Annotated in this window: 24 protein-coding genes; 6 read left to right on the forward strand and 18 right to left on the reverse strand. The window is 42.0% G+C overall.

Going from position 1 to position 19,243, the window contains the following annotated elements; all coding sequences use genetic code 11:
- Positions 1-35 precede the first annotated feature (35 nt).
- From B5F91_RS13940 to B5F91_RS13945, 5 genes are all read right to left on the reverse strand, one after another.
- On the reverse strand, positions 36-887 hold the full coding sequence (locus B5F91_RS13940) for a type II CAAX endopeptidase family protein (RefSeq protein WP_239416448.1): 852 nt from the start codon (positions 885-887) through the stop codon (positions 36-38).
- A gap of 85 nt (positions 888-972) precedes the next feature.
- On the reverse strand, positions 973-1,107 hold the full coding sequence (locus tag B5F91_RS15530) for a hypothetical protein (RefSeq protein ID WP_255376676.1): 135 nt from the start codon (positions 1,105-1,107) through the stop codon (positions 973-975).
- 56 nt (positions 1,108-1,163) lie between these two features.
- The gene (locus tag B5F91_RS15320; RefSeq protein WP_204244701.1) at positions 1,164-1,319 is read right to left on the reverse strand and encodes a hypothetical protein; all 156 of its coding nucleotides are present in this window, start codon (positions 1,317-1,319) and stop codon (positions 1,164-1,166) included.
- A 103-nt stretch (positions 1,320-1,422) separates the two neighbouring features.
- Positions 1,423-1,554, reverse strand: coding sequence for a hypothetical protein (locus B5F91_RS15535; RefSeq protein WP_255376677.1), 132 nt, complete (start codon positions 1,552-1,554; stop codon positions 1,423-1,425).
- Positions 1,555-1,746: 192 nt separating this feature from the next.
- Positions 1,747-1,902, reverse strand: coding sequence for a bacteriocin (locus B5F91_RS13945; RefSeq protein WP_087429661.1), 156 nt, complete (start codon positions 1,900-1,902; stop codon positions 1,747-1,749).
- A gap of 955 nt (positions 1,903-2,857) precedes the next feature.
- Here B5F91_RS13945 and B5F91_RS15490 point away from each other — a divergent pair.
- Together B5F91_RS15490 and B5F91_RS13955 are read left to right on the forward strand one after the other, a co-directional pair.
- A complete protein-coding gene (locus B5F91_RS15490) occupies positions 2,858-3,652 on the forward strand; it encodes a HAMP domain-containing sensor histidine kinase (protein WP_239473004.1) in 795 nt (264 codons plus the stop codon).
- A complete protein-coding gene (locus B5F91_RS13955) occupies positions 3,649-4,347 on the forward strand; it encodes a response regulator transcription factor (RefSeq protein ID WP_087429663.1) in 699 nt (232 codons plus the stop codon). The genes B5F91_RS15490 and B5F91_RS13955 overlap by 4 nt, the downstream gene beginning before the upstream one ends.
- A 38-nt stretch (positions 4,348-4,385) precedes the next feature.
- Here B5F91_RS13955 and B5F91_RS13960 read toward each other — a convergent pair whose 3' ends face one another.
- From B5F91_RS13960 to B5F91_RS13970, 3 genes are all read right to left on the reverse strand, one after another.
- Positions 4,386-4,958, reverse strand: coding sequence for a recombinase family protein (locus B5F91_RS13960; RefSeq protein WP_087429664.1), 573 nt, complete (start codon positions 4,956-4,958; stop codon positions 4,386-4,388).
- A 141-nt stretch (positions 4,959-5,099) separates the two neighbouring features.
- Positions 5,100-5,432 (reverse strand): hypothetical protein, encoded by a 333-nt coding sequence (locus B5F91_RS13965; RefSeq protein WP_087251365.1) that lies wholly within the window; start codon positions 5,430-5,432, stop codon positions 5,100-5,102.
- 28 nt (positions 5,433-5,460) lie between these two features.
- Positions 5,461-5,679 carry a hypothetical protein gene (locus B5F91_RS13970; protein WP_239416450.1) on the reverse strand — a complete coding sequence of 73 codons (219 nt, stop codon included), beginning with the start codon at positions 5,677-5,679 and terminating at the stop codon, positions 5,461-5,463.
- A gap of 391 nt (positions 5,680-6,070) precedes the next feature.
- Here B5F91_RS13970 and B5F91_RS13975 point away from each other — a divergent pair, with 391 nt between their 5' ends.
- Both B5F91_RS13975 and B5F91_RS13980 read left to right on the forward strand, forming a co-directional pair.
- Entirely contained in the window at positions 6,071-7,348 is a 1,278-nt protein-coding gene (locus tag B5F91_RS13975; protein WP_087429665.1) for a hypothetical protein, read from the forward strand.
- Positions 7,349-7,768: 420 nt separating this feature from the next.
- On the forward strand, positions 7,769-8,779 hold the full coding sequence (locus B5F91_RS13980; RefSeq protein WP_087429666.1) for a replication initiation protein: 1,011 nt from the start codon (positions 7,769-7,771) through the stop codon (positions 8,777-8,779).
- A 39-nt stretch (positions 8,780-8,818) separates the two neighbouring features.
- Here B5F91_RS13980 and B5F91_RS13985 read toward each other — a convergent pair whose 3' ends face one another.
- Positions 8,819-9,487, reverse strand: coding sequence for an Abi family protein (locus B5F91_RS13985; protein WP_087251370.1), 669 nt, complete (start codon positions 9,485-9,487; stop codon positions 8,819-8,821).
- A gap of 159 nt (positions 9,488-9,646) precedes the next feature.
- Entirely contained in the window at positions 9,647-10,336 is a 690-nt protein-coding gene (locus tag B5F91_RS13990; RefSeq protein ID WP_087429667.1) for a SprT-like domain-containing protein, read from the reverse strand.
- A gap of 408 nt (positions 10,337-10,744) precedes the next feature.
- Between B5F91_RS13990 and B5F91_RS13995 the strand changes: the two genes are divergently transcribed.
- Complete coding sequence (locus B5F91_RS13995; protein WP_087429668.1) at positions 10,745-11,506, forward strand: ParA family protein; 762 nt, start codon at positions 10,745-10,747, stop codon at positions 11,504-11,506.
- A 9-nt stretch (positions 11,507-11,515) separates the two neighbouring features.
- A complete protein-coding gene (locus tag B5F91_RS14000; RefSeq protein ID WP_087429669.1) occupies positions 11,516-11,779 on the forward strand; it encodes a hypothetical protein in 264 nt (87 codons plus the stop codon).
- A 130-nt stretch (positions 11,780-11,909) separates the two neighbouring features.
- On the opposite strand, the gene B5F91_RS15325 is transcribed toward B5F91_RS14000, so the two are convergent.
- The 8 genes from B5F91_RS15325 to B5F91_RS14030 all read right to left on the reverse strand — a co-directional run bounded on the left by B5F91_RS15325 (position 11,910) and on the right by B5F91_RS14030 (position 19,069).
- The gene (locus B5F91_RS15325; RefSeq protein WP_164496654.1) at positions 11,910-12,050 is read right to left on the reverse strand and encodes a hypothetical protein; all 141 of its coding nucleotides are present in this window, start codon (positions 12,048-12,050) and stop codon (positions 11,910-11,912) included.
- A 29-nt stretch (positions 12,051-12,079) separates the two neighbouring features.
- Positions 12,080-12,571, reverse strand: a complete 492-nt coding sequence (locus B5F91_RS14005) for a DUF3836 domain-containing protein (RefSeq protein WP_087429670.1) — start codon at positions 12,569-12,571, stop codon at positions 12,080-12,082.
- A gap of 98 nt (positions 12,572-12,669) precedes the next feature.
- Entirely contained in the window at positions 12,670-12,798 is a 129-nt protein-coding gene (locus tag B5F91_RS15575) for a helix-turn-helix domain-containing protein (RefSeq protein ID WP_338083169.1), read from the reverse strand.
- A gap of 92 nt (positions 12,799-12,890) precedes the next feature.
- Complete coding sequence (locus B5F91_RS14015) at positions 12,891-14,219, reverse strand: TolC family protein (protein ID WP_087429671.1); 1,329 nt, start codon at positions 14,217-14,219, stop codon at positions 12,891-12,893.
- 98 nt (positions 14,220-14,317) lie between these two features.
- Positions 14,318-15,415, reverse strand: coding sequence for a hypothetical protein (locus B5F91_RS14020; RefSeq protein ID WP_087429672.1), 1,098 nt, complete (start codon positions 15,413-15,415; stop codon positions 14,318-14,320).
- Positions 15,416-15,449: 34 nt separating this feature from the next.
- Entirely contained in the window at positions 15,450-15,620 is a 171-nt protein-coding gene (locus tag B5F91_RS15240; RefSeq protein WP_158099929.1) for a hypothetical protein, read from the reverse strand.
- A gap of 84 nt (positions 15,621-15,704) precedes the next feature.
- Complete coding sequence (locus B5F91_RS14025) at positions 15,705-17,870, reverse strand: peptidase domain-containing ABC transporter (protein ID WP_087429675.1); 2,166 nt, start codon at positions 17,868-17,870, stop codon at positions 15,705-15,707.
- A 29-nt stretch (positions 17,871-17,899) separates the two neighbouring features.
- Complete coding sequence (locus B5F91_RS14030; protein ID WP_087429673.1) at positions 17,900-19,069, reverse strand: HlyD family efflux transporter periplasmic adaptor subunit; 1,170 nt, start codon at positions 19,067-19,069, stop codon at positions 17,900-17,902.
- Between the last annotated feature and the right edge of the window lie 174 nt (positions 19,070-19,243).

Here is a 19,243-nt window from a genome sequence, read left to right on the forward strand (position 1 = left end):
AAAAGAGGATATGTTATGCTTATGTTATCGTTAGGTTAATGCTGGAATTCGTCTTTCGCAATACTTTTTGAAAGAAGGTTTATAAAAATGATAATAAAAGGTATTAATAATATAGTACAGATTATAGAACCTTCAAATCCAAATAATCCGCCATTTACTAAATTATAAGACGGCATATCCAAATTTATAATAGGCTGAAAGAATTCACAACCACTAACTTTAAACCCAAAAATTGATCCTTGTATCCAATTCCACGCACAATGAGCTATTACAGACACCCATAGACTTTTAGTATATAGAAAAATACATCCGTCTAAAATTCCAAACAAAAAGAGGTTAACAACAGAACAAAAATTCACATTAGGATTTGCTAAATGCATTGCAGAGAAAATAATTGCGGTTATTATTAAACATAGCCAAACATTTAATCCAGATCGGCATAAACGTGTCAATAGATATCCTCTCATTATAATTTCCTCATAGAAAGCACCAAAAGTAAACATCAATAGACTCAATGACAAGTCTTTCAAATTCCAATGTACCGATACAATAGAGACATTACCACTTAATAAACAAATCAAAAAACCAATAACAAACACTATAAACGTCCACACAACAACCATACTTGAATGTTTCCATACAAAGTGAGTAGTACATAAACCCAATTCACTTAAAGGTCGTTTGTCTATAACATAATGTTGAAGTAAAATAGCTAATAAGACAATTATAGAAGAAATAATTGTAGACAAAAAGAAATATTTAACACTTTCAAATTCTGTTGAACCTATCAATGACAATGTGCTCTCTACTCCTATCAAAGATGCAATAAAAAGAAACACTAAAAATATCAACAAATCAGCCCATAATGGAACTCTATTTTTTTTCACAATATAACACATAAGCAAATAATCCAAATGAAGAAGATATAGTAAAGTTCACATTTATACTACATCTTCTTCATCTATTTAACATTTATCGAAACCATGATTTTACTTCATTCCATGCCTTATGGCAAAGTTCACCTGCAGTAGTCAAAAAACTTTTACCACCATAGATTTCTGAATTTTCTTTCTTACTAAGCTCTACATATGATTCATTCTTCATCATAAATACTCCTTTCTAATAGATAATTATTTTCATCAGTTTCTAATTTCATAAATCAATTAACGGTCTGGAACAGAATCCCATCCTTCCTTAAAATCACTTGCCATCTCATAAGATGCAATAAGAGCTTTTAGCACTTCTTTCCAAAGACCTCCTCCATTTACTTCACTCATTTCTTGCTGATTTAACTCAACCATAAATACATTTTCTTTCATACTGTTTTCACGTTTATATATTTTTAATCAATTTAATTATCTCACCATCAATCAATCTCATTTCATCCACTTCAGTTCTTTCATACTATTACATTTTAATGCATTAAGCATATACAGGTATTCTTCCATTCAAAACGTCTACAATCGTATTTATCAAAATATCCAAGGCTCCACCGCCATTGATATCCTGTTGTTCTTGCAGGCTCATAGTACGCATCATTTCATTCTTTTCCATACACTACATTTTTACTTTACCAACAAATGATAATTCTCTCGATAGGATTCAACTTTTCCAACTGTTCCTCTGTCGGAGGAAAATACCCGCCTGTAATTGACTGGTTCTCATCTTTGTTCAATTCTTTCATACGCAATAAGTTTATTTGTTAATACTATTTCCTTTCTGATTCTCTCAAATGCCATTCTTCCACTATCGAAGTTTAAGAATATCCAAGAGAGTCTTGTTTTTCAAGAAATCCGGCAGCCCATGTTCCGTACAGCTTTCACCGTCAGGTCCAGGTGCCACTCCTCCACTCACGTTTTTCAATTCTTCAATCTCCAAAGTTTTCAATTCATTCTTTTTCATACGCATTTCTATTTAATTGTTATTATACTCTTTGTTTGTTTTACTGATGCAAAGGTAAGTCAACATTATCTGGAATTATGTTACCTTTATGTTATCGTTAGGTTAAATGTCATCTAATAACAGTTTAAATATTTTTTACTCAGTTGGTGATTTTACTTCTATCCATATACCATCCACAAAACGCCATACAATCTCACCTCCAAATGTTTCTATCAATTCTTTTTTACTCATTTCCTCTATTATTGCTTTCATTGCTATTTATTTTAATTGTTACGATGCAAATATATTAAGAATACATGCGTAGTATTGTTATCATAAGGTTAACATTATGTTATTAAATCATCGAATATTATATTAATTTGCTTATACAAAAAATTACATATTAAGAAATTGACATAAAAATGATATTATAAAGAATAAATTATATACCTTTACACAAAAAAAGATGAAACATTTCTCATATATTCGATGGTTTACATTTATTAGCTTATTAGCTATAATTACATTGCAATTTATATGGCTTTACAATACATATAAATTGATTCAACAAGACATTCAAAAAGAGTGTAATAACATATTAGATAATGCATTATATACAGAAATAAACCTTGCTTCAAAACATATTCCAGAAGGAACAGAAATCACAGGAGGACCTCAAAATGATTCTATATCATCAATGACATATCTTTATGACGGACTACATAAACTTGGAATTCAATATTCTATCCATGAAATAGATTCAATTATTGGAATACAATTAAAAGAGAGGAATATATATTCTGAATTTGTCATATTATCTATTAATCCAAAAAATCAAATTATCTATGAAAAAAGCAATAATCACAACTTATCCCAACTCGGTATTATAAAATCAAATATTATACCAACAAGAATAGATTTTTCATATGGCATACAAATGATGTTGGATAGTCCATATATATATATTATAGGAAGAATGGGATTACTTCTTATCTCAACCATCATACTTGTTATATTTGTTATATCCTGCATAGCATATCAAATAAGAATCATTGCCCGCATAAATAAGATATCCCAAATACGGGAAGATTTCTCATACGCAATGGTGCATGATATGAAGACCCCGCTTACCACCATATTCACAGCATTGAGCTTTCTGCACAGCGGAAGGCTGGATGACAAGCCGGAGACAAAAGAGAAATTCTTCAATGTTGCCAAGGAAGAGGCGGACCGCCTGCTGACACTGACCAACAAGCTGCTCACCATATCGAAACTGGAGAACAAGAAGATGAAGATGGAGTGTGAAAAGATTGCGCTGGAGCCGATGCTCGTCAGGCTGGCGGATAAGTTCAAGGTGAAATCACACAAGCCCGTATCGTTCGAGTTTGACTTGCAAACACCGGAGATATACGCCGATGCGGAATACATCGAAGAGGCGTTCAGTAACCTGATAGACAATTCCATCAAATATTCCAAAGAGCGTGTGGACATACGCATCTCGTCATCGAGAAACGACCTTTATTCCATTATCAAGATATACGACAACGGTCTTGGCATATCGGAAAAGGACCAGCGCAGCATATTCAACAAATACGAGCGTGCAGCGGCTGGAAGCAGGAGCCGCAGGAAGAAAGCGTCCGGTTTCGGGCTTGGGCTGAACTTCGTGCAGCAGGTAATCGAATCGCACAAAGGAAAAATCTTCGTCAACAGCATAGAAGGTGAGTTTACTGAATTTATTATCTATTTACCCTTAATGGTCAAAGAACTATGATAAAGCTACTACTCGTTGAAGACGATGTGAACTTATGCTACATCGTACAGGCAGGTCTGCAGGATGTAATCGGCGGCTATGAAGTGATTACCGCCGGAAACGGTCTGGAGGGTCTGCACGCTTGGGAGGAACACAAACCGGACATCATCATATCCGATATCGACATGCCCGAAATGGACGGGTTCGAGATGGTAAGGCGCATCCGTGAGACGGACGGAGAAACGCCCATCCTGTTCGCTTCCGCCATGACATCGCCCAAAGACGTGAAACACGGCTACGAACTGGGCGTGAACAACTACGTGAAGAAGCCGTTTGTACCGGAAGAGATAGACGCACACATCCACGCCATCCTGAAAATGAAGGAAGGTGCCAGAAGCAGGTCGGTAGAGGGGCACTGCAGGTTCGGTCATTACACGCTCGACACCGTACATGCCACCTTGCGTGATGACAACACGGGTAAAATCCGTGTATTGACCACAACGGAAGCCAAAATCCTGCAACTTCTCGCCGAAAACAAGAATGAGGTCATCCGCCGCGAAGCCATCCTGAGCCGTTGCTGGAATACGGAAGACGATTTTTTCGCATCCCGTAGCCTGGATGTATTTGTCACCAAACTCCGCAAGCTCTTTACCGATGATCCGGATGTGGAAATTAAGACCGCAAGAGGTGTCGGACTGATGCTGGTGGCAAAGTAACGTATCGGAATACATAACCTTACGGGAAAGGATTCCATTCAGGTTTCCTTTTCCGTACTTTCCCTGTCCTTTAAATAGGCGTACAGGGTAGCTTTGCTTATACCTGAAGCCTTGAGAATGTCAGACACGGGACACGCACGGGAATCATAAAGCTTCATGGCAAGTTCTATGCGTCCTGCATCGGCTTTCGGTCTCCCTCCTTTGCGCCCCCTTGCCCGTGCGGATTCCAGCCCTTCAAGGGTTCTTTCCCGGATAATGTCACGCTCAAACTGGCTCACGCCTGAAAATACGGCAAAAAGCAATTTACCTTGCGGAGTGGTCGTGTCAAGCCAAGGCTCTTTAATCGAACGCAAATCCGCACCCGTTGCGCCAATACGTTCAGCCAGCATAAAAAGCTCCTTTACGGAACGACCCAACCTGGTCAGTTCGCATACGATGACTGTATCTCCTTCACGAAGCGCATCCAGCATCCTATCCAGTTCAGGTCTTAATTTTCCCGCGCCAGACACTTTTTCCTGATAAATACGCTCGCATCCCTCTTTTTTCAACCGGTCTATCTGCCGGTCAAGGTGCTGGTCATTCTTCGAAACCCTTGCATATCCTATAATCATGGTCTTGTCTGTAATATGTCATACATACTATTTTTCATACTTTGATAAAAAGACCGGTTTTCAGACAAACAGGAACAGCATTTCCTGCATAACTGGGAAAGACCGGAACGTGTATGAAAAACCTTCGTTTTTTGCAATTCGCTATTCCGATTTCGTTTCGTTTTCAAACAATCGGAGTTGACGCTTGTCACTATCCTCCTTGTTCCTTTTCGCCAACCGTTCACGTTCAAATTCCAACATTCCTGAAACCGTTTGCCTAAAAAAAGCCCTTTGCATTTCATTGGTTTTGTGCGGAGCAAATTTATCTCCTTCTTCGCGAATCCAATCCGAATAAATGTCAATGAATGCCTGTACCAGTTCCTCCATCGATGCAGGTACACGCATGACTACCGAATGGATTCCGGCACGGCTCTTCCTGCCGGCTCCTTCCCGCTTCCCACCTCTTTTTGATTTTGATACATTTTCATTTACCATACTTCCAATTAATCAAATTCATTTGTTTTTATTCCTTCACGGTGATGTGCGCATCAACAAAGCAACCTCCGAATCCGGAATTTGCGTCAGGCTGTGTATAACTGACCGTGACAAGGGTTTGCCCAAGGAATGTTTCAATCTTGTCTATAACAGCCTCCATTGGTCTGCCTAAACCTGTGGCTTCAGCGGACACTGATACCAAATCTCCTTCTTTCATCTCATTTAAATTTTTATTCTTATCCACCATAAATGACACCTTTTTCCATCGCAAAAGTACAACAAATTTTGATTATGTAACAATTTCAATAGTTAATCTACATGAATTTGATACAATGAAATTACTTTCGGAAAAATGGCTTCTAATGGATGCACTCGTCGGGAGTGCGGGTGCACCCCCTTGCCGTGCAGGCGTTCCCCGACCGATGATTTTTCTGAGTGTACTTTGTGTACCGACCTATGTGCTCTTTCCACACTTGGCATTTGCAAATTCCGTCCGAATGGCTTAACTTTGCTTGCGAGGTTATAGCACACTATGACCCTAAAGGGTCGTGTGCGAGGGGACCCCCCTCGACCCCGTCCGCCATCGGCAAGCTCGATGGCGATGCAAACGGATATCCACCAACGAAAAGAGAAAGGTTATGGCAAAGACAAGCATCAACGTAAGACCCTGCAACATCGGCAGCGCGGAACGGCACAACCTCCGCAGCAAGGAACTCGACTACATACGTCCGGAACTCTCCCACCGCAACGAGCAATGGTCGGAAATGAAGATTGCGGACGTGCTGGAGGACATAAGGGAAAAGTACAGGCAGCACACCGGGCAGTCCATGCAGAAGAAGGCGACACCCATCCGGGAGGGAGTGGTCGTGATCGAGGACGGCACGACACTCCGGCAGCTTCAGGACTTTGCCGAGAGGTTGGAGGAACGCTTCGGAATACACACGTTCCAAATCTACACGCACAAGGACGAAGGAGCCAGCGTTTGGGACGGAAACGCGGAAACATGGAAGCCGAACTACCATGCGCACATGATTTTCGACTGGACGGACGGGGAAACTGGAAGAACCCGGAAACTGAACAAGCAGGACATGGCGGAAATGCAGACCATACTGGCGGAATGCCTTGGCATGGAAAGAGGCATTTCTTCCGACCGTAAGCACCTTTCCGCCATCCAGTATAAGAATATGGTCGAAGCTGAGAAAGCGGCGCAAATCGAAAAAGAATGCCGGCAAATGGAGAGTGAGCGCAACGCCATAGAGGACGAAGTGAAGCAGGCAGGGGAAAAGCTGGAGGACACCCAAAAGAAGCTCAAGGAAGCAGCCGCCGAAATAAAGGTGGAAAAGCTGAAAGGGGCGGCAGCCGACACGGGGACAGCCTTGCTGAAAGCCGGAACTACCGTCATCGATGCTACAGCCAGCCTTTTCAACTCCGGAAAGGTCAAACGGCAGGAGCAGGAGATTGCGGAACTGAAAAGGGAGAATTACGAACTGGAGATGAAAAGCCAGAACCTCCAGAGCAACCTGCGTACAGCAAACGCCCAAAACGAAAGGGAACGGGAAGCCACACGCAGGGCTGTCAGAACCGGGGAAGAAAGACTGAAGCCGATAACCAACCTGTTCCCCTGTATGGAAAACGCCAAAGAAAACATCGAGGAACTCCGGGAAATGGGTGTCGGAGACAACGATATCCGGCTCCTGCTCACGGGAAAAGAGATAACCTATTCGGGATTCTTGTACGACCGGGAACGAAGAAAAAAGCATCAGGTCAAGGACGTGAAGATAGACATTGCCAAAAGCAAGGCTGGAAATACGACCATTTGGCTGAACAAAATTCACTTCAAGGAATTTTTCAAACAGCTATGGATAAGACTACAGAAGATATTCGGATTAGGCACAAACAAGGGTATTCATATGTAAATATGTTTTTCAGCATAAATTAAATACATAATTACATAAATATACATAATTTAACGCGCAGAAAAATCCGTCCCTATTCCTGCTATGCTAACAATTTGCTTTTCCTTGTCAACGGAATTATGACTTCTGGAATGGATTTCGTGACATTCCGCTAAAAAATTCTTTGACTTGTTTATATGCATAACTTGTATATACTTATCGCCTTTTTTGTTTTAACTAAATTTTAGCTGATTATCAATCAATTACAGAAAGTATTTAACATTTTATTATGACTTTTGGAATACAAACTATGACTTTTGGAATGGATTTTTCGCCTCAAACTATGACTTTTGGAATGGATTTTTATATTATCGATGACTTTCATTTGTACAAGTCATAATAATAGCTATCTTTGCAAAACAACATAAAGCCAATTGGATTATGGAACGCACGAAGCAGAAAAAAAACAACGGAGTAGTAGTCAGAAACAAAGACCAAATACAAAGCTATATCATGACTACGGCAAAATACGATTTCAATGTGTACGAAAAAAGGATTCTATACAGGCTTGTAGAACTTGCCCAATGTGAATTGCAGGGGTTGAAATTCCCGGAAGATTGTAGAAAAGTGGAACACACGCTTTGGGGGAACTTAATAGTAACCCTCCCGGTCACATCGATACTATCCAATGAAGACGATAACAACTATGCGAAAGCGAAAAAAGCCTTGATAGCCTTGTCTCAGAAATATTTTGAATATGAAGATGAAAAAACATGGGAAAAAATAAACATCATCGTTTTGCCCAAAATTCAAAAGTACAAGAGCACATTCACATTTCAAATAGACCCAAAGATTTGGAGCTGCTGCCTTGATTTCACTAAAGGATTCCGCAAATACGAATTAGTGACAGCCATGAACTTCAAAAGCGTCTATACAATGCGCTTCTATGAACTGATGAGCGGTCAGAAAGCGAAAATGTCATTCTCACTTAACCATCTCAAGGAAATGTTCCAGGTAACCGACAAATACAAACTGACGGCGGATTTCATACGAAAAGTCATTGAACCGGCAAAGAAAGAGCTGGACGAGTGCTCCCCCTATACTTTCGAGTGGACCCCTCAGAAAGAAGGAAAGAAAATTGTTGGGTTCTGTTTTTATCCGATACTACAGCCGCAGTTCAGGGATAATGACCTCTACCGGCAGGAAATCCAGAAGCAGACAAACCTTTCATGGGATCTGAATAGGCAAGTGCTTGGCTACTTGAAGCTCTCGCTTGGATTTTCAGACAAGGAAATCAAGAACAACCGGGCTGTTTTCATTGCCGCACAGTTCGAACTGCCGGACATCCTGGGGGAACTGGCTATACTGAAAGGCAAATCGAGAGATAAAGGCAATCCCAAAGGGTATATCATCAATGCACTTAAAGGAAAACTGAAGGACAAACAAGGATGAAGCCGGGATATTTGAAACGGATAATCCCAGCTTCAAATGTTATAGGTCTCTTATTTTTTGGATTGTCCTGTCAGGCAACACATCCAACCCATAGAATAATTCATTCTTATTGTACCCTAAAAAATCAACATACTTCAGGATTTGGTTGTAATTGGATTGTGCAAATTCCACGTCCTTATTTCCGTCCATATCAAAACATATGGGTTCATGGTGGGCTATTCGGTTCCTAAAACTTTTGATTTCCATCAACTCGTTGTAAATTGCCCTTTGCCCCAACCCTTTGGTCTTGTGCGGAAAGATAGCCAATAGACTCTGACCGCCTTTTCGGAATGGCTGTTTGTTGAAAAGATAGGTCCAGAAGCCGAAGCTTACCGAAGATACCAACCTGTCATGCGTGTACTTCCCCGCATCCGATAGTTTTGAGATATAACGGGTTACATCTGATACCTGTGGACTGCTCTCTAACATTCCTCCTGCATGAATCTGCGTCCGAATCCAATCTTCATCACCGAAATGACGCTTATAGTGTTCATTTACCGCATTGCGAAAAACGACTTCAAACAATCCAAGTACGCCATAAAATTTCTGGCACAATTTCAAATTGTGCCTGTATAGTATGAGTGCCTTATTCTTGTCTCCAGCGCAAGCATTTAGGTATCTGCTTAAACGGGCTTGGGAGAAAGCCGCTTCATAATCGTTGTATTTCATGATTTCTATTGTTTTATTTGCAAATATAAATACAAATGCGTACTTTTGCAAAGTAATCCCCTGTCGTCCCTGTCGAAAGACAAACTTCAGGGTTTTGTTTTTTTATGCCATTATACAGAATAAAGAACCGGCTTCAATTCGCCGGCACTCCCGTTTCATTTAATCCTCCAAAAACAGCATATTGCACTCTTCGCACCTGATCCACAAACCGGATTTTCCCCATACATGGTTTCCGCATCCACAAGTGTATCTCTTGCGTTTCCCGCTTTTCTCCCAATCCCCCTCCTTATCTTCAGCTTTTTCTGTATCTGCAGATTTTCCCAGTGGAGGAACAGGCACTGGAAGCATCCGGAAAGAAGCGGGCAAAGGTCTGTATTTCAAGCGTAGGTTCTCCAATTCATCAGCCCCAAGCGCATTGAAAACATTATCAAACAAACCGCCTTCAATTACATAATGGGACATCTGTTGCCCTGTTTGCTTCCCTCCCGGTTCTCCCGTATCTGTCGGCATCAGACCGACCTGTATCATTTTAGACGCCCATTGCTTGTTATGATAACAGTTCCGGCTTGGATTCCCAAAATCATGCTGCCAAAGATGGCACATTTCGTGCACTAAAGTCGAATGCCATTCTTTATCCGGTCGATCCATAAAATCCGGATTGATACTGATTTCATGGATGATTTTCTTTTGCATTGAATCCCCTTCCCATCGGTCTGCAGCGAAAAAACCATAAGAACCTCCTTTCCGGCTCATATTCACAATGCATTCTGGCAGCTTCCCTTCGAACAGGCGGTTATTATAGAACTGAAACAAATCGTCAAGCGTCTTAAACTGTATAGTCGTTATCATTTTTCTGATGTTTATTTTCTTGCAAAAGTATTATTTTTAATGTACATTACAAAAAATAGTTTATTAGTTGTTTAGTTTATTAGTGGATTAGTGTATATATGCTTCTTATACTTTATTGTTTATCAAATATTTATATAAAACATAATGTACATTACAAATATTAGTGTTTTAGTGGATTAGTGGAAATAACACACACATGATGCACAAAGATTAAATTCTTGTCTTCCAAATAGTCCAATAAGGATATGTCCTATTCCATCTTAAAATGCAATAGAGAAAACGGAAGTGAGTAAACGGGAAAAATAAAATCGTTGATTCATTTGATTTATTCTGCATTTATAGTAACTTTGCCACTAATCAACTAATTTTAGTGATTTAGTTTTTCAGTTAGCATTTATAATCAACAGTATGGCGAAAATAGTATCAATAATCAACCACAAAGGAGGTGTCGGGAAAACGGCAACTGCGGCTAATTTAGGTGCAGCACTGCAAATTCGGGGAAAACGGGTACTGCTCATTGATATGGACGCACAGTCAAACCTGACGGACTGCTTAGGAGTTTCCACAGAACTAGACGATACCATTTATCAAGCCATGAGAGGCTACAGTCCGCTTCCGATTGTAAAGAACGAAGACGGTCTGGATATTGTACCGTCATGTTTGGATATGTCAGCAATAGAAATGGAAATAATGCAAAAGTATGCACGGGAGCAGATTCTTCACAAATTACTCCGCCCGGTACAGGAACAATACGATTATATTCTTATAGATTGTCCTCCATCCTTATCTATACTGACTATCAACGCAATGACTGCTTCGGATTGTATCATCATCCCCGTAGAAGCAGAATACTTAGCAATGCGAGGAATGGGCAGGTTGACAAACGTCATCCAGGAAGTAAAAAACAATCTGAACCCTAAATTGCGCATTTCTGGAATACTGATTACCAAATACGACAGACGGAAAAATTTCAATCAAGATATACAAGAGATAATCCGTGACACTTTTCAAGGGGATGTGTTCACTACTACAATCCGAACCAATGTCGCCATCGGAGAAGCAACAGCTGCTAAACATGATATATTCCACTATGCGCCAAAATCTTCAGGAGCGGAAGATTATGCTTCATTTTGTGATGAATTTCTAAAAAAAGAATCAACATTCAATTAATACAGCCGTATGGAAAACAAAAGGAACAACCTGAGAGAAAACATGAAAGCCGGGCTAAGCTCATTGGTAAGACCAACGACAGAAGCGATAAAGCAACCGGATTTACGTACACAAGAAAAGCCCAAATATAAGACTTGCAATTACATAACAGACCCTTCACGCCACAACCGGCTGAAACGATATGCAACAGACAACGGAATGACCTTACTTCAAGCATTCAACGAAGCCATAGATCTATATTTAAGCGACAAAGGAGAAAGATATGCTCCATAGTTTAGTTTCCATAAAAAAGGGATGCCACACACAGGCATCCCTAAAAACATACAGACAAGGATTCACACATTCAATTTATTATCCAATCCAACCTTCCATAACCTATCTTATTTTTCCAAACGACATCAGATTAGAATTTCTTGCGCATGCCAATCGGTAGTTTCAGCTGTGCAAATTCGTCCCCGTCTACAATAGTCGCTCCGCCGTTCACATTTCTCATTTCTTCGATTGCAATCAGTCTTACTTTCCGTTCTAAATTTTTCTTTTCCATAAATTCATATTTTATTGTTATACATTTTATTATAATTCAAATTCAAAAGATGTCAGAAGTTCGCCTGACAGGTTCATGGCAACCATGTCATTCTGCTTCACCCAGTCGTTCCCGGAGTTATCCCATTTATACAAAGCGATATAAAGCGCACCGTCAATGCCTTCATTATAAGTCTGCTTGGCAACCACATCAGCGTATTCATTTTTGCCACTGTTCCATACGGCATATTCAATGGCATACCCGTTTTCATCATACATGTAATTCAAAATGTGCGATTTATCCCATTCCCCCGTTACGCCGTTCCACTTCAACACTTCTTTCTGTGCCAAACGTTGCTCTCCGTCATACACATAGTTGTATTTCAAAGTAGGAGACAGATACTTTCCACATACCGACTTACGGTACACAGTCTTGGCTGTGACAATCCCATCCTCAGAGGTTTCTGCATTGTATGCAAACCCACACTCGCCATATACGTTCAATGACGCTAAAAAAATCGTTGTTGCTGTAATAATTTCCATATCTTGCTATTTTTATTGTTTCGTCTTTATTTCCTTTTACTGACACAAAGGTAAGAAGGATTTATCCCCTTTCAGGTTATCAGAATGTTATCATTAAGTTAATCATCTTCATACTTTAAGATGTCGGCAGGCTGGCATTCCAAGGATTTACAGATTTTATCAAGCATAGAAAACCTGACTGAAACGACACGGTTGTTTTTCAAGTTAGAAAGGTTGGCTATAGACACGCCTGTTTTTCCGAAAGTTCCTTCAACGTCATTCCTCTTTTATTTAAAACGACATCGAGATTTATCTTTATTGAATGCATAATTACAGGTAGTTAATCTGTCAGTGAAAAGCAGGAATAGAAAGCCAGTATACGGTCTTTCAGCAGATAGGTATATTTAGCCTGTGACTGTTGGGAAAGCGCGTCGGCAAGTTTCATCTTGATTTCATTGTATTCGAATACAGTCGATTTCCCGGCTGCATATTTTTCCAATGCATACCGATGTGCTTCCTGATTGGCTATTACTGCTTTCGTGGTGGAACGGTATTTCTCGAATGCGGATATCGCATCCGTATAAGCCTGCTCGATTTCTTTGTACAACTGCTTTTTCTCGTTTTCCAATGACAGTCTCGCATTATCCTCATCGATACGTGCCGCCCTCACCTGGTTCCGAGTGGAAAAGCGGTCGAACAACGGGATGCTGATTGTAAGGCACAGGCTTTTCTGCATGTTGTTGTTAAGCTGCCTCCGGAACGTTTCGCCAAGTCCGCTCCCGTTGTCGTAATAATTCGTGTTGATTCCTGCTGCGAATGAAAGGGTCGGGTAATATCCGGACTTGGCTATCCGGATGCCTTTCGTCTTGCTCTGCAGGGTGTAATATGCCTGACGTATCTGAGGCATACAGGTCAGGGCGGACTGATAGATGCTCACCGGACTCAGCGTGTCGGCGATGGCAATCTCTCCACCAAGCGAATCGATATCAAACTGTTCATGCCCTTTCAGCTCCATCAGTTGTGCCAAGTCAAGATAAGCGAGCCGGAGGGAATTTCTCGCTTCGGTAGCGGTCAGTTCGTCATCCGCCAGCTGTGCACGCACATCATAAAGTTGTGATTCGGCAGCCTTCCCATTCTCGATAAGAAGCTGCGTGCAGGTTTCCTGTTCCTTGGTCAGCTGTATCTGTTCCAATGCTATCCGATAGATTTCCTTGTCCAGAAGAATCTGGAAATAGGCTCCAGCCACGTTCAGCGACAGGTTGTTTTCTATCAGTTCCCGGTTCGCCTCTGCGGCAAGCAGGTCGAAGCGATTCTGCGCAATTGATGCCGTCCGCTTGAATCCAGCAAATATCGGGATTTCCGTAGTTACAGAGAAAGAAGAGTTCTGTATGTTGCTGTTCTCATACGTATTTTTCTGGTTCAGCGAACGTCCGAATGTGAAGTTCTGCGAGACACCTGCATTCAGATCCGGAAGGAAACTGTTCCTTAATGTATTCTTCTGCACTTTCAGGCTCTGAATCTGGTTATCGCTTTGCTTTACCTCAATATTATGCTTAACGGCATATTCAATACATTCAGTTAATGTCCATTTCTTCGATTGTGCTTGTATGTTACACATGCCAACTAAAGAAACAACTACAACTATAATAAAGCTCACCAATCTATTCATAATCTACAATTCTTTGTTTTTAGTTTTTTAACATGGCAAAAATAGAAGACAAAAACAAAGAATTATGTTATCTGACAGTTATCGTTAAGTTAACGAATTTATTTTATAGGCACCATTTCTGTCTTTAATACGAAAGAAAAATGCTCGTTTAGCGGAGGAATAATTAAAGTCTCCACGCTTTCCTTGTTTTCTGCTAACTTCAAATATGAAATTACATCTTTCATTTTATCAGACGAAATATACTCACCTTTTAAAACATATAGTTCGTCCATAACCTCTACCATCTGTTCTTTAGGGTCTTTTTTATACCTATAAAAGAGCTTCCTATAACCTTTCTTACATAGTAAGTCTATAAAAGACTTGTATTCATTTAAATTCCGATAGACTTCTGTTTGATAATTATACACCAACCTTGTCGTATATCCAAATAATGTCCCTTTTTTCTCTCCCCTGCCTTCCAAAGCATCATAAGTCACAACACATACCCCATTTTTCGTATCCTTTTCTACACTACCGACCCGTATTCCATCATCATATAAATAAGCCAATGTCGAATCTGATTGATAACTACAGCCATCCTCCTTAAGTTCTTCCAATAATGTGCCATTTCCTAATGAAGGTGTTGTTATATATTTGTCTACCAACATATTTGCATGTTTCTTATCTTCCGATATCATTTTCTTATTCGCCAAAACACGGGTTTGAGTAACAAACCTTTTCACCTTTCTATTCTTCAGCCTAATGAAAAAATCAGCAAAACCTTCCTTGAAATATTTTAAACAAGAATCATTCAGTTGATAACTCCGGAAATAAGTCCTCAAATGGATATAGTCATTGGCTTTAGACGTTATCTCCACTTCATCCAACATATAATCCCTTGGAGTGAGGGATATGCATGTATCTTTCCTAAATTTTGAGCATTCTATTTCCTTTGGGTAATAAGACATATGCTGAATTGTTACCTTCCCTTTATTTATATCTTCAGGAAATATCCCGTTTGCATCTACGAAACCTATTGTAACACCCTTCTCATCCATAATCTGAGCATAAGGTACAATTCTTCCATCGACATTATCAATTACACGAACCTGCCCTAACACATATCCGGATATTATCCATGACAATGATAATATAAAAGCTAATCTTTTTAGTTTCATCTTTGAAAAAATATAGTCTATCCTGAATTGTTTTTCCAATTCAGGATAGACTGGTTACAAATGCTGTTACTGATTAATCTACATTTTTACCATGGAACACACGAATACCAAAAATGAATACTTCAGTATTGCCTTTGATTCCATCCATGGCACCGGTAACACGAATGATACTAATACCACCAACAGTATTTGCTGCTTCTTGTACACTCATTTCTTGCATCATTTTAAATTCATTGTTTCTCATAATTGTTACTTTTTTAGTTGTTAATACTTATTTTATACTATTGCAATAGTCTATTTATCAATTGAATTAGTTCATATACCAATTCTAATCCAACTGGTCAAACTGCTCGTTCCACAATCGGCTGTAGATGCCGCCTGAGTTGAACAGTTCCTTGTGCGTACCCGTCTCGGCTACCTGACCCTTGTCGAGTACCACAATCCTATCCGCGTTCTTCACCGTGCTCAGGCGGTGCGCAATGACAATAACGGTCTTTCCCCGTTTAGCCAGTGCGTCCAGCGTCTGCTTCACGTGCTTCTCCGATATGGAATCCAGCGAGGAGGTCGCTTCATCAAAAATCAGAATCTCCGGTTCCTTATACAAGGCGCGTGCGATAGCAATGCGCTGCCGTTCTCCCCCGGAAAGGGAAGCACCGTGCTCGCCGATATAGGTCATGTATCCGTTGGGCAGACGCTCGATGAAATCCTTCAGCCCGAGCTGTTCCACAAGGTCTACAATCCGTTTCATGTCCGGCTGCAGGTCTCCCACCGCAATGTTCTCGATGATTGTCCCGGCAAACAGCTCAATCTGCTGCGGCACCGTCCCAACCATGCGGCGGAGGCTCCGGTTGCTTATCTGGGCGATGTCATATTCGCCGATGCGGATCTGCCCGGACTGGATGGGATAGATATGCTGCAAAAGGGAGATCAACGTGGTTTTTCCCGAACCGCTCTCGCCGATGACGGCGGTGGTCTTTCCTTTTTCTATCTTCAGGTTAAGTTCTTTGAACACTTCTTTCCGCGAACCGTAACGGAACGACACGTTCTCAAACGTGATGTCACCAATCATGTCCGGTTCAAGCTCTATCTTTTGGCTGTCGTCCTGTTCACGCTCTAAGTCCATAATCTGAAACAGGCGGTCGGCTGCAATCAGCGCATCCTGAATGGTCTGGTTGGAAGATATCAGCGAGCCGATGGGCGAGATGACGTAGCTGATGAGCGAATAGAACACCATCAGTGTTCCCGGTGTCAGTTCCTTGTCGATGACCAGCACACTTCCCATCCAGAGCACCGCAATGGTGATGGCTGTAGAGACGAACTGGATGCCACCCTGTGCCATGATCGCTCCGTAAATGCTGCGGAACGTGTTCTTCAACAGATGCACGAAGCGGGTCTCCGTCTTCAGGTTGGCAAAGTCCTCTATGCCGAAACGCTTGATGGTGGAGATGGAGTTGATGGATTCCACCAGTTGTGCCTCCAAGTCCGCGCTGCTCTCCATGATACCACGCTGGTATTTCCTGTTCAGCCGATTGAACCCCCAGAAGATAAGCAGGAAAAGCGGTGCGGATGCCAACGTCACAAGGGCAAGCTCCCACGAATACACGAACATCAGACCCACAGAGAAAAGCAGGATCATCATGTTCACTACCAGGTCGAGCGACACATTGTTGATGAAGTTCCGGATTTTCACCGCATCGTTCACACGTGAAATAATCTCACCCACACGCATCGTGTCGAAGAACTGTTGCGGGAGTGTCAGCAGGTGCTTGTAATATCCCAGTATCAAGGCGGCGTCGATGCGCTGTCCGGTCTTCAGTGCCAGGATGCTCTTCATGGCTCCGATAAAGGTGCGGAGAATCAGGATGACAATCATCACCACGCCCATCAGGTTGAGCAGGTTGATGTTTCCGTCCACCAGCACGTAATCGGTGATTTTACCCACATATACCGAGGTGGACAGTCCGAGAATGCTGTACACCAACGCCCCGAACACCGCCTGCATCATGACGCTCTTGTGCGGTGCCAGCAGTGAGAAGAACTTCCGCGTCATGCTGGTTTTCATGTTCCCTTTCTTGAAGGTCTCTTCCGGTTCCATCAGCACGAGTACGCCCGTCCACATCCTCTTGAACTCTTCGTCCGTCACCTTGTGCATCCTTCCGTCTCCCGGATCCATATAGGTGATGTGTCCCTTCTCCACCCTATAGATGACCACGAAGTGCTGCAGATGCTCATGCACGATCACATGGGCAATGGTCGGTTTCGGAACGATGGCAAGCGCTTCAAACTGTGCCCTCACGCCTTTTGCCGAAAGTCCGAGCCGATTGGCAGCCTCTATCAGTCCCAACACATTTGTACCTTTCTGGTCGGTGAACGCGTACTGCCGGATGCGGGCAACCGGAAACTGAAGCCCGTAATGTGCGCAGACAGAGGCAAGGCATGCCGCGCCGCAGTCCGTAATGTCATGCTGTTTTATCTTGATACCTTTCTTATGCATAGTCATTCTGTTTTTTTCCGTTTTTCCATTCAATTCAAATTCGCTACCATTGTCTCGTTCTCATATTGTTTCGGGTTCACCCATCCGTCCATTTTCTGATAGAGCAGGTCGAACAGCGAACGGCGCGTCACCATGAAGTGTGCGTTCACCGTCATTCCTTTTTTCAGTTTCCCTACCCTTCCGTTCTTCAGCTGGAGATAATCACGTTCCATCTCGCATTTCACCTTGTAGAAGGAATTGCCTTGGCTGTCCGTCAGGAAGTCCGATGATATATCCTTTACTCTTCCAGGTATCGTTCCCCATTCGTTGTAATTGAACGATTCCACCTGCACGTTCACCGGCATACCCACGCTCATGAACCCGATGTTTCTCGGCGTGACATAGACCTCCAGGCAGAGCGTGGAGTCGGGGCTGATAACCGCCAGCGACTGACCTGACTGAATGCTGCTTCCGCGGTACACGCCGGAGAACTGGTCTACCGTCCCGTCCACCGGGCTGCGCACAATATACATGTCCTTGTCCTTTATCTCCTGATTCAAACTGGAGTTCATCTCGTTGTATGTGTTCCGATAGGTGTTCTGATCCGCCTGCCAGGTGCTGAGCTGGCTCTGTACCAGCGATGCCAGTTCGTTCTGCTGGCTTTTCAGCTTGAAGTAATAACTGTCGTATTCCTCTTCCGAAATGACCTTCTTCTCAAAAAGCGTCCTGTTCCGGGTGTATTCCTTTTCCGCCTGTGCCAGTGCCGTTTCCAGTTCCTGTTTCTTCCGGATGAAATAGGCGTATTCCTGCTGCCTTACCGGAGAACTGAACCGTTCCGGACGTTCGCCCTTCGCTAAAAAGGCAAGGTCGGCAAGCTGTGCGCTGCAGTCGTTCAACCGGCTGGTCTGGTAATTGATCTTGTAGTCCGAATTGTTGGTGCGGAACCGGAGAATCACATCTCCCTTGTTCACCTGGTCACCTTCCTTCACGAATACCGAATCCACAATTTCGGTAATGGAGGAAGTGATTTCAGCCTTTTCCGCAACCGGTCTCACTACGCCGCTTCCCTGTACGGAGATATCCACATAGACAAAGGGAAGTGCCACTAATGTGACGGTCACGGCAAGCAGGACAACCCAGTAGATCACCTGCGATTTCGTTGTGTGCTGATAGATGTACGTCTCGATACTGTTCTCTATCCATTCGTTCGGTAATAGCATATCTTTTTTAAATTAAAAACGGTTACTTCTGTTTCCTTTTCACAGGACAAAAGTAACCGTTCTAAAAAAGAGGATATGTTATGCTTATGTTATCGTTAGGTTAATGCTGGAATTCGTCTTTCGCAATACTTTTTGAAAGAAGGTTTATAAAAATGATAATAAAAGGTATTAATA

The organism is Bacteroides sp. An322 (genome assembly GCF_002161765.1).
GTDB lineage: Bacteria > Bacteroidota > Bacteroidia > Bacteroidales > Bacteroidaceae > Phocaeicola > Phocaeicola merdavium.

Excerpts from the sequence above, each read along its gene's own strand:
- B5F91_RS15530 (WP_255376676.1), bottom strand. The coding sequence starts at position 1,107 with ATGATGAAGAATGAATCATATGTAGAGCTTAGTAAGAAAGAAAATTCA.
- B5F91_RS15320 (WP_204244701.1), bottom strand. The coding sequence starts at position 1,319 with ATGAAAGAAAATGTATTTATGGTTGAGTTAAATCAGCAAGAAATGAGT.
- B5F91_RS15535 (WP_255376677.1), bottom strand. The coding sequence starts at position 1,554 with ATGGAAAAGAATGAAATGATGCGTACTATGAGCCTGCAAGAACAACAG.
- B5F91_RS13945 (WP_087429661.1), bottom strand. The coding sequence starts at position 1,902 with ATGAAAAAGAATGAATTGAAAACTTTGGAGATTGAAGAATTGAAAAAC.
- B5F91_RS15490 (WP_239473004.1), top strand. The coding sequence starts at position 2,858 with ATGGGATTACTTCTTATCTCAACCATCATACTTGTTATATTTGTTATA.
- B5F91_RS13955 (WP_087429663.1), top strand. The coding sequence starts at position 3,649 with ATGATAAAGCTACTACTCGTTGAAGACGATGTGAACTTATGCTACATC.
- B5F91_RS13960 (WP_087429664.1), bottom strand. The coding sequence starts at position 4,958 with ATGATTATAGGATATGCAAGGGTTTCGAAGAATGACCAGCACCTTGAC.
- B5F91_RS13965 (WP_087251365.1), bottom strand. The coding sequence starts at position 5,432 with ATGGTAAATGAAAATGTATCAAAATCAAAAAGAGGTGGGAAGCGGGAA.
- B5F91_RS13970 (WP_239416450.1), bottom strand. The coding sequence starts at position 5,679 with ATGGTGGATAAGAATAAAAATTTAAATGAGATGAAAGAAGGAGATTTG.
- B5F91_RS13975 (WP_087429665.1), top strand. The coding sequence starts at position 6,071 with ATGGCAAAGACAAGCATCAACGTAAGACCCTGCAACATCGGCAGCGCG.
- B5F91_RS13980 (WP_087429666.1), top strand. The coding sequence starts at position 7,769 with ATGGAACGCACGAAGCAGAAAAAAAACAACGGAGTAGTAGTCAGAAAC.
- B5F91_RS13985 (WP_087251370.1), bottom strand. The coding sequence starts at position 9,487 with ATGAAATACAACGATTATGAAGCGGCTTTCTCCCAAGCCCGTTTAAGC.
- B5F91_RS13990 (WP_087429667.1), bottom strand. The coding sequence starts at position 10,336 with ATGATAACGACTATACAGTTTAAGACGCTTGACGATTTGTTTCAGTTC.
- B5F91_RS13995 (WP_087429668.1), top strand. The coding sequence starts at position 10,745 with ATGGCGAAAATAGTATCAATAATCAACCACAAAGGAGGTGTCGGGAAA.
- B5F91_RS14000 (WP_087429669.1), top strand. The coding sequence starts at position 11,516 with ATGGAAAACAAAAGGAACAACCTGAGAGAAAACATGAAAGCCGGGCTA.
- B5F91_RS15325 (WP_164496654.1), bottom strand. The coding sequence starts at position 12,050 with ATGGAAAAGAAAAATTTAGAACGGAAAGTAAGACTGATTGCAATCGAA.
- B5F91_RS14005 (WP_087429670.1), bottom strand. The coding sequence starts at position 12,571 with ATGGAAATTATTACAGCAACAACGATTTTTTTAGCGTCATTGAACGTA.
- B5F91_RS14015 (WP_087429671.1), bottom strand. The coding sequence starts at position 14,219 with ATGAATAGATTGGTGAGCTTTATTATAGTTGTAGTTGTTTCTTTAGTT.
- B5F91_RS15240 (WP_158099929.1), bottom strand. The coding sequence starts at position 15,620 with ATGAGAAACAATGAATTTAAAATGATGCAAGAAATGAGTGTACAAGAA.
- B5F91_RS14025 (WP_087429675.1), bottom strand. The coding sequence starts at position 17,870 with ATGCATAAGAAAGGTATCAAGATAAAACAGCATGACATTACGGACTGC.
- B5F91_RS14030 (WP_087429673.1), bottom strand. The coding sequence starts at position 19,069 with ATGCTATTACCGAACGAATGGATAGAGAACAGTATCGAGACGTACATC.